The following is a 12,462-nucleotide window of genomic DNA, read 5'->3' as shown; positions in this document are numbered from 1 at the left end:
ACGCAATCAGAGTTACTTCACGTATCTGCCCACGGCACTCATTACCTGCCCCGGCGGCGGGCCGGGAAAAACAGGAGCTGGATGATGAGCAGGGTCAGGCCGGTGAACAGCGTGCTGATCAGGATCTTGAGCAGCGTAAGGCCAATGGCGCGCAGGCTGCCCAGCTCGAGCAGGAAAAACGCGGCGTGGTGCATGGCCACGAGCAACACCAGGTACACCCCGAACCACTGAAAGCCCATCTGGTGCACGTTTACCGCGTCGGCCGCATCGTAGCCGTCGCGCGGGGTGAGCAGGCGCAGCACCCAGGGCCGCAGGTACATCAGCAGCACCGCCGTGGCCGCGTGCAGGCCGCCGGTGTCGTAGAACAGGTCCATCGTAAAGCCCATGGCGAAGCCCAGCACGAGCTGCACCACGATGGGCGTGGCAATGGGCAGAAACAGCAGAAAGCCCAGGTACAGAAAGCACCAGCCCAGCCCGAACAGCTCCAGTTTGCTGATCAGCAGCACGTGGAGGCCGGCGTAGAGGCCGAACCGCAATACCTGCATCAGCAGCGACCAGGCTCCCCTCATGGCTGCTCCTCCCCTTCCGGCTTGATGCCTGCCTTTACTTCCAGCGTGTCGCGCTCCATCTTGGGCCGGCTCTTCACCACGTACACGTAAGTCAGGTTCGAAAAATCCACCGCCAGCCGCACCCGCACGGTCCAGAAGTTTTTGTCCGGCTCTTTCACAAACGAGTCCACCGTTCCGATCAGGATGCCTTCGGGAAAGATGGCGTTGTAGCCCGAGGTCACGATGGTGTCGCCACGCACGACCTTGTTCTGACGCGGAATATAGTCGAGCAGGGCGTGGGTGGGGTCGTCGCCCAGCCACTTGATCGAGCCGAACGTGCCGTCGCGCTGAATCTTGGCCGAAATCGAGGTCTTGGAGTGCAGCAGGGACGTGACGGTGGCGTAATGCTCGCTCACCACCTTTACCCGGCCCACCACGCCGTTCACCGACAGCACGCCCATGCCGGTCTGCACGCCTTCGCGCTGTCCGATGTTCAAAGTAAGGTAGTTGTCCACCCGGCGCAGGGTCTGGTTGATAACCCGGGCCGGCAGCAGCGGATAGTCCACGTCGCGGGCGGGCAGCGTACGCAGCCCCAGCAGCAGGGAATCGGGCTTGGCAGCGGCGGCCACGAGCCGGGGGCGGCCCAGCGTGTCGAGGGCCACGGGCACCGAATCGGTTTCGCGGCGGCTGAGCACCGGCGGGTACAGCTGCTGGCGCAAAGCCGCGTTTTCAGCCACCAGCGTGCGGTTTACTTCCACGAGGCGGAAGTAGTCATAAATCTGGGTGCGCACATCGAGTACCTGCCCGGCGTAGGCGTTGGCCGAGTTGAAAAAGGCCGCCCGCTGGTAGGAGCTGTTGCGAATCAGAAAATAGAGGCTCAGCACTTCGAGCAACCCAAACACCAGTATTCCCCGGTAGCGGAAAAGAAAGGCGAAAAGGTTTCTCATGAGTCAATTAAGAATTAAGAATTAGTAATTAAGAATTGCATCCGCTGATTCTCCAGACTTAGCATTTGCGCCCGTCCGGTAAGCCATTGCCAATTCTTAATTTTTAATTCTTAATTACTAATTACCACTAGGTGAGCAGTACGCTGCGGAAGGCCTGCAGATTCTTGATGGCGGCGCCGGTGCCGCGGACCACGGCGCGCAGCGGGTCATCGGCAATGTGGATGGCCAGCTTGGTCTTGGCGGCCAGGCGCTTGTCGAGGCCACGCAGCAGGGCCCCGCCCCCGGTCAAATGAATGCCGTTGTCGTAGATGTCGGCCGACAGCTCGGGCGGGGAGATTTCCAGGGCCTTGAGCACGGCCTCCTCGATCTTGGCCACCGACTTGTCGAGGGCAATGGCAATTTCCGATGAAGTCACCTTAATCACCTTCGGAATGCCGGTCATCAGGTCGCGGCCGCGGATTTCGTAGTCGGCGGGCGGGTTGTCGAGCTCGGTCAGGGCCGCGCCTACCTCAATCTTGATTTTCTCGGCCGAACGCTCCCCAATCAGCAGGTTGTGCTGCCGGCGCATGTAGTCGAGGATGTCCTGGTTGAATACGTCCCCGGCGGTCTTGATCGACTGGTCGCAGACGATACCCGAGAGGGCAATTACCGCAATTTCGGTGGTACCGCCCCCAATGTCGATAATCATCGAGCCCACAGGCTGCTCCACATCGATGCCGATGCCGATGGCGGCGGCCATGGGCTCCTGAATCATCCACACTTCCTTGGCCCCGGCGTGCTCGGCGGAGTCCCGGACGGCACGCTTTTCCACTTCCGTGATGCCCGACGGAATGCAGATCACCATGCGGTGGGACGGCTGGAACAGGCGGGTCCGGGTGTCAATCATCCGGATCATGCCCTTGATCATTTCCTCGGCGGCGTGGAAGTCGGCAATGACGCCGTCTTTCAGGGGCCGGATGGTTTTGATGTTGTCGTGGGTCTTTTCGTGCATCTGCTGCGCCTGGCGGCCCACGGCAATAACCTTATTGGTCGTGCGGTCCTTGGCAATGATGCTCGGCTCGTCCACCACGATCTTGTCGTTGTGAATGATGAGCGTATTGGCCGTGCCCAGGTCAATGGCGATGTCGCTGGTCAGGAAGTTGAAGAAACCCATTGCGTAACGGCGAAAAGGAGAAGGCGCCAGCAGCGGCGCCAGGAAAAAAGTGGTGCAAAAGTACGTAAGTTTCCCTGAAGCGCCACCTACCCGATAGCCCGGCTTTCCAGCTCCACTCACCCCGGCCGCCAGCCGGATTTTACCCTTCCGGGCACGAAAAAGCCGGCTGCCCGCTCCGAAGAAGCAGACTGCCGGCCTGGTCGATACGTCGGGCTGCCGGGTCTTTATATAGATACGCTCGGTGCCGCCCCGCCTGGCTTGTCAGCCGGATAGGGATGGTTTGGGTTTAGTGCTTGAAGTGGCGTACGCCGGTCATGACCATCGCCATACCGCGTCCGTCGCAGGCGGCAATGCTGTCCTGGTCCTTGATGGAGCCACCGGGCTGAACCACGGCCCGGATGCCGGCTTCCCCGGCTATTTCCACGCAGTCGGGGAAGGGAAAGAAGGCATCGGAAGCCATGACTGAGCCCTGCAGGTCGAAGCCGAACGCCCGGGCCTTCTCGATAGCCTGGCGCAGGGCATCCACCCGGGACGTCTGCCCTACTCCCGAGGCCAGCAGCTGCCCGGGACGGGCCAGCACGATGGTGTTGCTCTTGGTGTGCTTGCAGACCTTGGCGGCAAACACCAGCGCCTCCGTTTCCCCTGCCGTGGGCGCCGACTGCGTCACGACCTTGAAGTCGGCTGCGGTTTCGGTGTGGCGGTCGAAGTCCTGGGCGATAACGCCGTTGAGCAGGGTTTTAACCTGCCGGGCGGGCAGGGCCACGGGCTTCTGGCGGAGCAGGATGCGGTTTTTCTTGCTTTGCAGCACCGGCAACGCTTCGGGCGCGAAGTCGGGCGCAATCAAAACCTCGAAGAACAGCTGGTTGAGCTCGGCGGCGGTAGCCTCATCCACCGGCTTGTTCACGATGATAACCCCGCCAAAGGCCGAAACCGGGTCGCAGGCCAGGGCCCGGCGGTAAGCTTCAGCCAGCGTATCGGCCTGGGCCACGCCGCAGGCATTGGTATGCTTGAGAATGGCGCAGGCGGGCTGTCCGTCGGCAAACTCGGCCATCAGCGCCACGGCCGCGTCCACATCCACGAGGTTGTTGTAGCTGAGCTGCTTGCCGTGGAGCTGGTCGAAGAGGGCGTTCAGGTCGCCGTAAAACGTACCGGCCTGGTGGGGGTTTTCGCCGTAGCGCAGCGGGGTCGCCGGTTTCTGGCTGAGCTTGAGCGTGGAGTCGGCCAGCGTGGTGCCCCGGCTCAGGTAGCCGAAGATCTGGGTGTCGTAGTGCGACGTGGCCTCGAAGGCGGCGGCGGCGTAGTGGCGGCGGTCCTCCAGGTCGGTGGACCCGTTTTTCTCCCGCAGCAGCTCCGTTACGGCCTCGTACTGGTCGCGGGAGCTCACGACGAGCACGTCGCGGTAGTTTTTGGCGGCGGCCCGGAGCAGGGAGATGCCGCCGATGTCGATTTTCTCGATGACGTCTTCCTCCCCGGCACCCGAGGCCACGGTTTCCTCGAACGGGTACAGGTCGACAATGACCAGGTCGATGGGCGGAATCTCGTGCTGCTCGGCTTCGAGCAAATCCCCGGCCTCGTGGCGGCGGTGCAGGATTCCGCCAAATACCTTCGGGTGCAGGGTCTTGACCCGTCCGCCGAACACCGCCGGGAAGCCGGTCAAGCTTTCCACGGCCGTTACCTCGGCGCCCTGCTCTTCCAGAAATTTCTGGGTGCCGCCCGTGGAATACAGCTGCACGCCGTGCTCCTTGAGCAAAGCCACCAGCGGCTCGAGCCGGTCTTTGTAATACACGGAGAGCAATGCGGAGCGAACGGGCTGCGGGGAGGCCATAGCGAAAAGAGAGAAGTGAGGAACGAATGCGGCACGAAGGTAGCCCTCCCGGCGCCGCGGTGCCACCCGACCGTGTTACCGAATTGTTACCAGCCGGTTTGTACCCGGACCCAGCGCCCAACCCTTATCTTTGGCAGTCCTGAACCGATATACGACAGTCGTTACCTTCATTCTTATGCGCTTATCCTTTCTATGGTGCCTGAGCGGCCTGCTGCTGCTGGCCGGCTCCGCTACTGCCCAGCGTCCCAAGTTCGAGCCCGGCTACCTGCTCACGCCGGCCGGCGACACGCTGAAGGGCTTCCTGCGCCGGGATACCCGCAACGCCATGGCCCTGGAAATGGCCTTCCGCACCTCGGCCGACGATGCCGGCACCCAGCGCCAGGTGTTTCCGCGCCGCTTCCGTGGGGCCGGCTTCCGGCCGGGGGCTACCTACGTGGCCCGGGCCCTGCCGCTCAACAACCAGGATACGCTTTGGGTATTTGTGCGTCAGCTCGTAAGCGGGCACGCCAGCCTCTACCAGCTCGACTACTCTTCGGCACTGGCCGAAAAAGGCCTGTACGCAGCTGACGGTCCTTTCCTGCTCCTGCAGAAGGGACCAAAGGAACCCATGATAACGCTGCCCGTGCAGGGCTCCGCCGCCCTGCTCAAAACCTACCTGGCCGACTGCCCGTCCCTGGGCACCATCGGGGGGAACGTGCGGACGGCCGACCGGCTGACCAGCCTGCTGGCGCGCTACAATGCCTGCTGGCCCCAGGAGCCGACCCGCGACCTGCGGGCCCTGCCGACCCAGTCGGCTACCCGTACCGGCTGGCGCCCCGGTGTGATTCTGGGCGGGCAGCTAACCCAGATCGGCTACCAGGCTTCCGGGGAGCTGCCCAGCGGCGAAACCGAGCGGGGCTTTGGCTTTCTGATCGGGGTGCAGGCGTTTCACGTGGGCCCGAGCCAGTTTTCGTACGGGGCCGGGCTGCAGGTAGCTTCCCGGGCCAGCAGCTACTCCACCACCTTCAATGACGGCGGTGAATTTCTATCCCTGCGGCACCACCTCACCATCACTACGGTACAGGTGCCCCTGCTGGCCCGGCTGTTTTTGCGGCCCGGCGGGCAGGGCGTGTACGTGACGGCCGGGCCCGTAGCCGGCCTCAACTTCCGCAATAAGACGGTGATTTCAACGCCGATGCGGGTGGTACAGGGAGGCGGGTCAGGCTACGTGGAAAAGCAAACCAACGTGGAGTGGACGCCGGGCTACCGCGAGTTTACGGTGGGTGGCATGCTAGGCGCAGGGCTGCGCCAGCCCGTGAGCAGCCGGCTGGCCTTCGTGATGGAGCTGCACGGTGGGCTGGGCAGTGAGCTGAAAGGCCGCGCCCTCTACGGCGCTGCCGCCTACAGCACGATGGGCGTAACCACCGGCCTGGAATTCTAGCCGCACCCCCGGTTCCTGCTTTTTCGGGCTGCATATCATGCCGCCTCTGACAGTGGCTGCCTTTAGCCGGCCGTTCGGCGGCACTTGCTTATTATTTTTTCCTGTTCTCCTTTTACCTATTGCATGAAACACCTCTTCTCCCTGCTTCTCACAGGCAGTATCAGCCTTATGCTCGCGTTTTCCGCCCGGGCCCAGGCCAACTCTGGCGCCCGGCCCGGCTATATTATCACCCTGCGGGGCGACACGGTCCGCGGACTGGTGCAGGCCGCCGCCAAGCCCACTGAAAACGGCGTTTCGTTTCAGGCTACGGAGGCTGCTGCAAGCAAGCTTTACTTTCCTTCCACCATCCGCGGGTTCGGGGAAACGGCGGGCCGGCAGTACGTTTCGCGCAGCCTGGGCATTACCCGCAAGGAGACCATCAACACGACCATCGTTAAGGATGAGAAAGACTCCGTTACCGTTTTCCTGCAGCCCCTGGTGCGGGGCTACGCCACGCTTTACCGCCTCGACTACGAAGGCAACTTTGTGGAGCGTACGGCCCTCGACGCCTTCGAGCGGCAAAGCACCTACTTCTTTCTGCAGCAGAATGGCACCCGTCTGGTAGCCTTACAGCAGGAAACCTACAAGGCCATTCTGAAGTCCGTTTTCTCGGACTGCGCGGCGGCAGCTGCGGCGGCTTCGTCCACGAAATTCATGGAAAGCAAGCTGGCTGAGCTGGTCCTGCGCTACAACACCTGTCATCCCCAGGTCCAGAGCCGGGACCTTCGCGTGCAGTACCGCGCCTCGGAGCCGATGCAGCTGGCCTTTAGCATCCAGGCCGGGGTAAGCCACAGCACGGTCTTCTTTACCAGCTTCGAAGGACTTGGCAGCACCCGGCTGAACGGAACGACCAGCCCGATACTGGATATGCGCCTGCGCTTCAACGCCAACAAGCCACTGGGTGCCGTAATCGGACTGCAGTACACCACCCGGGAAAGCTCCGGCTCCCTGCTTCACACCGTTCCCTCGGGCTACCGGAACACCGGACAGCAAATCGACCTGGTTTCCTCCATTAAGCTGAAATCAATCCAGGTGCCCCTGCTGGTGCACTATGCGGTTGGCCAATCTTCGCTGAAGCCTTATCTGACGGGCGGTTTGCTTGCCGGCGGCCATTTCGCGCAGACCATTTTAGCAGCGGTTCCTGTGTTTACGGTTATAACCCAGCCCGGGCCCACCAGCCCCGGCGTTTACGAGCAGCAGCCCGGCGGCACGGTTCCGGCCGGCTACAAGGCCGAAGGCTTTCATCCTACGCTGGGCTTGTGCGGGGGAGTTGGCTTCAGCGCCAAGCTTGGTAAGCTGAGCCCCCTGGTTGAGGTTCGGTATGAGTCGGGTATGGAGCCGTCGGATGGCGATTCGGTTGGCCGGATGCGCTACAACGCCCTGGTAGGCTCGGTTGGGGTAGCGTTTTAACCGGGCAAGGTTTCCGAGCTCGCAGGGGCATTGCGCTTGGCAGGCAACGTTTGGCTGAAATTGACAGTCACAGTAGGAGTGCTTTTCTTGCTTAACCTTGGCCCGCATCTCGCTGCCCGTTTCGCCTATGAACCTCGCTTACGCGTTAGCCTTCACCTTCTGTCTTTTTTCCACGCTCGGTGTCCGCGCGCAGTCGGACGCTAAAATGCAGCCCGGCTACATCGTTACCCTGCGGGGCGACACGGTTCGGGGCCTGCTCAGCGCTTCCCGGTTTGTTTCCGAAAACGGCCTGCAGTTCAAACCCAGCAATGCGGACCCGGTGAAAGTATATTTCCCCGCCGAGCTGCGCGGGTTCGGGGAGCAGGGTACCGGCCGGTACTACGTGAGCCGCCGGATGGGCCTGTACCGGACCGAAACGACCATTACCACCCGCTCGGACCTGCAATACCGCCGGCAGCGCGAAGACTCGACCACGGTTTTTCTGCAGCCCATTGTTACGGGGCACAGCATCCTCTACGGACTTGATTTTCATCTGACTCCCCAGGTAGAGCGCACGGCCATGGAAGCCTCGCGCCCGCAGGAAACCAGGTTCTACTTTCTGCAGCTGCCTAAAACTCCGCTGGTCGCCCTGCCGCGGGCCCAGTACAAGGCACTGCTGCAGGCTGCTTTCTCCGACTGTCCGGCGGCCGTAGCGCGGGCGGCCAAAAGTCACTTCTCGGCTGACCACCTGGCCGAGGTGGTACTCACGTACAATGCCTGCCATACCGGGGTGCCGGCCCGCGACCTGCGCCTTCATCCCGAAGCCACCAACCCCACCACGCTTACCTGGTCTGCCCGGGCCGGGATAAGCCGGTCGGGCGCGTACTACGATAACTCAGCGGAGCTGGGCAGCAAACAAACTCAGGCCAGCTATGCCCCCCTGCTGGAACTGCGGCTGCGGCTGGGCAACAAAAATCCGTACTCCCTGGAAACGGGCTTGCGCTTCACCACCCGTAAAAGCACGGCTGCCAACCCGCACACGGTACCGGCCGGCTTTACCAACTCCGGGCAGCAGCTTACCGTGAAGTCCTCCACGCAGTTTTCTTCGCTGCAAATCCCGGTACAGGCCCACTACCGCTTCGGCCAGGGCAACCTTCAGCCTTACGTAACCGGGGGGCTGCTTGCCGGCCTCAACTTCGGCCATAAAAACGCGCTGGGCATCTTGGTCACCCGGTTCAACACGCCCCCCGGCAGCCCCGGCTCCACCCAGGAAGTCGGAACCGAGGCGGCCACTTACCGGGAAGGCTCTTCCCAGCTTACCTACGGCGGCATAGCGGGCGCGGGCATCACCGGCAGGCTTGGCAGGCTCACGCCCATGCTCGAAGTCAGCTATGAGCTAAACCGGGAAGCCCGGGCTACCGCGTTCCACGGAGTGCTCTTCTACCGGGCCTTCAATGCCACAGTAGGCCTGGAGTTCTAGCCTGACAGCTGATTATCTTTTTAACTGAAAGAGCCTGGGCCTCGCGGCTCAGGCTCTTTTTCTTGGGCAGCAAGAATTAAAAGGCTTCGCCGAAGCTGAAGTAGAAGCCCTTGGAGCCGTCCCGACCCACGCCGTAGTCAAAGCGGATGTTGAGCCGGTCGCGGCGGTTGAACTTAAGGCGGATGCCGGCTCCGCCGATGGCCTTGACGCCGCCCTGGTCAAAGTCCGCGAAGGTGTCGCCGATCTGGCCTACACTGCCGAACAGCACGCCGTTTATGCGCCAGAACAGGTAGCGCCGTACCTCAGCCTGCAGGGCCAGCAGCTGCCGGTCGCGGTACCGGCCCTCGTAGTAGCCGCGCATGATCTTATCGCCTCCGAGATTGGCCAGCTCCCGAAACGGCACGTCGCCGGTGTGAAACTGTCCGATGAGCTGGGAAGCAAAAATCGTTTTCTCACTGCCCAGGGGCTGGTAGTGGCGAGCATCGACGAGGTAGCGGCTAAAGCGGTAGTCGCTGCCCAGGGCGCCGCCGTTGAACAGGGCCGACAGCTCCAGGTAATTGCCGTGGTAGGCGCTGAGCACGTTGTCGCGGCCATCGTACAGCAGGGCGGGCCCGATGCCCGATACGAGGGTGTTCTGCCGCTCCCGGGCATCGCGCTGCAGCAGCAGGCTGGGCCGGGTGTCATCAATATTGCGGGTGACCTCGATGTCGCGGATGTTGGTGAGGCGGTACTGCCCACCCACAAACAGGTTGGGTACCACCTTCTTAAGCACCCGCTCATTCAGAATCAGCAGCTTGTACTTAATACCCGACTCGTCTTCCCGCCGGGTCCGGGGGCCAAACCCGTAGTAGTTGATGGGAAAGTCGTAATAATAGCTGGCCTCGCCGGTTAGCAGGTACTTCTCCCCCGGGGTAAACACGCTGTGGGTGTGCTGAAAGAGAATCTGCTTTTTCTGGGTATACCAGTTGATAAAGCGGGCGTTCGACTTACGCGTGAGCGTATCGGTCCCAAAGCGCCAGACCGGCAGCAGGGCGATGCCGAACCCAAGGCCGGTTTCGGGCTGGGAAAAGAGGACCGGGATGGGAATAAAGCTGGGCTTGTCGCGCTTGGACGTGACAGTTGTCGTAACGGAATCGGCAGGAGCCGTCTGGCCCCGGGCGGTGCCGGCCAGCAGGCTAAGCCCGAGCAACAGAGAAGAATAGCGCATACGGCACGGAAGAGAGCTGGAGTGGGAACTGGCAGAGAGGTAAATCTACACATTTACTGCCCAGGTGTGTACGCAGCCTCCTATTCTGTCCTGAAATAAACCAATAGACGCGGCACGTGGAGCGTATGGCTAGAAGGCCTCGTTCACGCCGAAATATAGTCCTTTCGAGCCCCCGCTGCCCACGCCGTAGTCGAAGCGGATGTTAAGCCGGTCGCGGCGGTTGAAGCGGAATCGGATACCTGCTCCACCAGCCAGTTTGAAATCTGACAGGCCGAAGTCCCCGAGCTGGTCAGCAACTTGTCCGGCTCCGGCAAAGACGGCCCCGTTAAGCCGCCAGAACAGCTTCTGCCGCAGCTCCACCTGCCCGACCACCAGCTGCCGGTCCCGGAACCGCCCTTCGTAGATGCCCCGCAGCACGCTGATGCCACCCAGGTTAGCCAGCTCCCGGAAGGGTACGTTACCGGAATGAAACTGTCCGAGAAGCTGCCCGCCAATAATCGTATTCGTGGAAGAGGGCAGTAAGGGCCGGAACAGACGCGCGTCCAGCTGGTAGCGGGTAAACGTAAAGTCGCTGCCCAGCCCCTTCCCGTTGAACAGGGTTTGAAACTCGAGGTAGCTACCCCGGAAGGTACTCAGGATATTGTCGCGTCCATCGTAGAGAAACGAGGGCCCAAAGCCGGACACGAAGGTGTTTTCCCGCTCCCGGGCCGGGCGCTCCAGCAGCAGGTTGGGCCGGTTGCTTTCCCGGGTCAGGGGCTCTTCGATGGTGATGTTGCGCAGGGCAGTAAGCCGGTAGGTAAGTCCGGCAAACATTTGCCGGCCAAACCCTCGCATCACCCGCTGGTTGACGATAAACAGCTGGTAGGAGATTTCGGACTCATCGGCCAGCCGGGTATTATTACCGGTGCCGTAGTAGAAGATCGGAAAGTCGTAGGCGCTCAGCTCCCCGGTGAAGAGATACCGCTCACCCGGCGTAAAAATCGTGTGAGTAAGCTGCAGGCTGGTTTGCTTGCGCTGGGAATACCAGCCTACCAGGCGGGCGTTCGACTTGCGGGTAGTAGCGCTGTCGCGCCCCAGGCGCCACACGGGCAGGATGGCTGCTCCGCCGGCCAAACCGGTTTCAGGCTCGTAAAACACCACCGGAGCGGGTATAAAGCTGGGCTTGTCGTGGGGGTCCTTGGCGGCCGGCACCGGATTTTGGGCGGGGCGGGCCGAGTCCGGAACGGGGGTCGCCGGAGTCTGGGCCTGGGCCCGGAAAGCCAGCAGGCTCAACCCGAACAGCAGGTAAGCAAAGCGCATAAGGAAGAATCAAAGGGTGGAAGCGGCGCGGCGGACTAACTGCGGCGTAAAGGTATTGTTTAGCGTAACGCAGGCTTTCCCCTACGGTTTTACCACGAATAGAATCATTGACAGTACGCCGGCCAGCATAATCCACTTGCACCAGGTGCTTAAGTGGGAAAAATGGCGCTTTCGGTCAGCCCGGATAAGGCGGCGGCCCAGCACGGCCAGGGGCAGCAGTACGGCGAGCAGCAGCCAGCCTCCCAGCAGCAAGCGGCCGGCATACCAGGCCTGACCGGCAGCCGCAGCCACGAGGACCGCCAGGCAGACCAGAAAAAAACCCGTCACCCACTTGGTGCGGGCCACGCCCCAGGCAATGGGCAGGGTGCGGCAGTCGTGCTGGGCGTCGCCGCGCATGTCTTCCACATCCTTGATAATCTCCCGCACCACCGTCAGCAGGAAGGCAGCCAGGGCATATACCCACACCGCCGTGTGCCCGGTGCGCACCCATAGCTCGGGCAGCAGCACCAGGGCCGCTGTCAGGGTGGCAATACTCAGGTTGCCGACCAGGGGCAGGCGCTTGAACCGGGCCGAATAGCCCCAGAGCAGCAAAGCCGAACCCAGGTTGACAAGGCCAATAAGGGGCGAAAGCACCAGCCCGGCCACCACGCCCATTCCCGACAGCACGAGGTGAGCCAGGATGGCGTGGCGCCGGTTGATGGCCCGGCCCACTACCAGCCGCTCGGGCCGGTTGATGGCGTCAATCTTGACGTCGTAGTAGTCGTTGATGATATAGCCGGCGGCGGCAACCAGCAGGGCCCCAAGGGCCAGCAGGCCAAAGTGCCAGTGCAGCAGCGAGGCCCCGTCAAAGCCCGGGGTCAGCAGGCAGGCCTGTACCAGCATCAGCGCCAGCGCCATGAGCAGCAGATTGGGCAGCCGGATCAGACGCGCCAGCTGCCGGCCGCTACCAGGAGGCCCGGCCACCGGGGGCGGTACTGCTGAAGAAGCGGGTGAAGTCATACTCAGGGAAATAGGCCGGGGCCGCCGGGCAGGCTGCCGCCTGCTTTAAAGCAGCGGAACCCTAAGGTAAACGGCCGGCCGGCGAAAACAGTGCGGCCGCTGAAGCCAAAAAGAAAGCCTCCCCGAGCACGGAGAGGCTTTCCGAAAAAGAAAAAC

Annotated in this window: 10 protein-coding genes; 3 read left to right on the top strand and 7 right to left on the bottom strand. The window is 62.2% G+C overall.

Going from position 1 to position 12,462, the window contains the following annotated elements; all coding sequences use genetic code 11:
- Positions 1 to 41 precede the first annotated feature (41 nt).
- From LJY25_RS13765 to purH, 4 genes are all read right to left on the bottom strand, one after another.
- Positions 42 to 569: a hypothetical protein gene (locus LJY25_RS13765; RefSeq protein WP_227608934.1), complete on the bottom strand. Its 528-nt coding sequence runs from the start codon at positions 567 to 569 to the stop codon at positions 42 to 44.
- A complete protein-coding gene (mreC, locus tag LJY25_RS13760; protein ID WP_227608933.1) occupies positions 566 to 1,495 on the bottom strand; it encodes a rod shape-determining protein MreC in 930 nt (309 codons plus the stop codon). The genes LJY25_RS13765 and mreC overlap by 4 nt, the downstream gene beginning before the upstream one ends.
- A gap of 127 nt (positions 1,496 to 1,622) precedes the next feature.
- Positions 1,623 to 2,648 carry a rod shape-determining protein gene (locus LJY25_RS13755; protein WP_227608932.1) on the bottom strand — a complete coding sequence of 342 codons (1,026 nt, stop codon included), beginning with the start codon at positions 2,646 to 2,648 and terminating at the stop codon, positions 1,623 to 1,625.
- Positions 2,649 to 2,934: 286 nt separating this feature from the next.
- The gene (gene purH / locus LJY25_RS13750; RefSeq protein WP_227608931.1) at positions 2,935 to 4,473 is read right to left on the bottom strand and encodes a bifunctional phosphoribosylaminoimidazolecarboxamide formyltransferase/IMP cyclohydrolase; all 1,539 of its coding nucleotides are present in this window, start codon (positions 4,471 to 4,473) and stop codon (positions 2,935 to 2,937) included.
- Between the two features lie 175 nt (positions 4,474 to 4,648).
- On the opposite strand from purH, the gene LJY25_RS13745 reads away from it, so the two are divergent.
- The 3 genes from LJY25_RS13745 to LJY25_RS13735 all read left to right on the top strand — a co-directional run bounded on the left by LJY25_RS13745 (position 4,649) and on the right by LJY25_RS13735 (position 8,801).
- A complete protein-coding gene (locus tag LJY25_RS13745; protein ID WP_227608930.1) occupies positions 4,649 to 5,893 on the top strand; it encodes an outer membrane beta-barrel protein in 1,245 nt (414 codons plus the stop codon).
- 123 nt (positions 5,894 to 6,016) lie between these two features.
- Positions 6,017 to 7,342, top strand: coding sequence for a hypothetical protein (locus LJY25_RS13740; protein ID WP_227608929.1), 1,326 nt, complete (start codon positions 6,017 to 6,019; stop codon positions 7,340 to 7,342).
- 127 nt (positions 7,343 to 7,469) lie between these two features.
- Entirely contained in the window at positions 7,470 to 8,801 is a 1,332-nt protein-coding gene (locus LJY25_RS13735; RefSeq protein ID WP_227608928.1) for an outer membrane beta-barrel protein, read from the top strand.
- A 76-nt stretch (positions 8,802 to 8,877) separates the two neighbouring features.
- Here the strand turns inward: LJY25_RS13735 and LJY25_RS13730 are convergent, their stop codons facing one another.
- The 3 genes from LJY25_RS13730 to LJY25_RS13720 form a co-directional block, all read right to left on the bottom strand.
- Positions 8,878 to 10,008 (bottom strand): BamA/TamA family outer membrane protein, encoded by a 1,131-nt coding sequence (locus tag LJY25_RS13730; protein WP_227608927.1) that lies wholly within the window; start codon positions 10,006 to 10,008, stop codon positions 8,878 to 8,880.
- Between the two features lie 129 nt (positions 10,009 to 10,137).
- A complete protein-coding gene (locus tag LJY25_RS13725) occupies positions 10,138 to 11,307 on the bottom strand; it encodes a BamA/TamA family outer membrane protein (RefSeq protein WP_227608926.1) in 1,170 nt (389 codons plus the stop codon).
- A gap of 81 nt (positions 11,308 to 11,388) precedes the next feature.
- The gene (locus LJY25_RS13720) at positions 11,389 to 12,306 is read right to left on the bottom strand and encodes a geranylgeranylglycerol-phosphate geranylgeranyltransferase (RefSeq protein ID WP_227608925.1); all 918 of its coding nucleotides are present in this window, start codon (positions 12,304 to 12,306) and stop codon (positions 11,389 to 11,391) included.
- Between the last annotated feature and the right edge of the window lie 156 nt (positions 12,307 to 12,462).

The organism is Hymenobacter translucens, from assembly GCF_020685205.1.
Lineage (GTDB): Bacteria > Bacteroidota > Bacteroidia > Cytophagales > Hymenobacteraceae > Hymenobacter > Hymenobacter translucens.
This window is presented reverse-complemented; position numbering and strand designations above follow the sequence as displayed.

Excerpts from the sequence above, each read along its gene's own strand:
- LJY25_RS13765 (WP_227608934.1), bottom strand. The coding sequence starts at position 569 with ATGAGGGGAGCCTGGTCGCTGCTGATGCAGGTATTGCGGTTCGGCCTC.
- mreC (WP_227608933.1), bottom strand. The coding sequence starts at position 1,495 with ATGAGAAACCTTTTCGCCTTTCTTTTCCGCTACCGGGGAATACTGGTG.
- LJY25_RS13755 (WP_227608932.1), bottom strand. The coding sequence starts at position 2,648 with ATGGGTTTCTTCAACTTCCTGACCAGCGACATCGCCATTGACCTGGGC.
- purH (WP_227608931.1), bottom strand. The coding sequence starts at position 4,473 with ATGGCCTCCCCGCAGCCCGTTCGCTCCGCATTGCTCTCCGTGTATTAC.
- LJY25_RS13745 (WP_227608930.1), top strand. The coding sequence starts at position 4,649 with ATGCGCTTATCCTTTCTATGGTGCCTGAGCGGCCTGCTGCTGCTGGCC.
- LJY25_RS13740 (WP_227608929.1), top strand. The coding sequence starts at position 6,017 with ATGAAACACCTCTTCTCCCTGCTTCTCACAGGCAGTATCAGCCTTATG.
- LJY25_RS13735 (WP_227608928.1), top strand. The coding sequence starts at position 7,470 with ATGAACCTCGCTTACGCGTTAGCCTTCACCTTCTGTCTTTTTTCCACG.
- LJY25_RS13730 (WP_227608927.1), bottom strand. The coding sequence starts at position 10,008 with ATGCGCTATTCTTCTCTGTTGCTCGGGCTTAGCCTGCTGGCCGGCACC.
- LJY25_RS13725 (WP_227608926.1), bottom strand. The coding sequence starts at position 11,307 with ATGCGCTTTGCTTACCTGCTGTTCGGGTTGAGCCTGCTGGCTTTCCGG.
- LJY25_RS13720 (WP_227608925.1), bottom strand. The coding sequence starts at position 12,306 with ATGACTTCACCCGCTTCTTCAGCAGTACCGCCCCCGGTGGCCGGGCCT.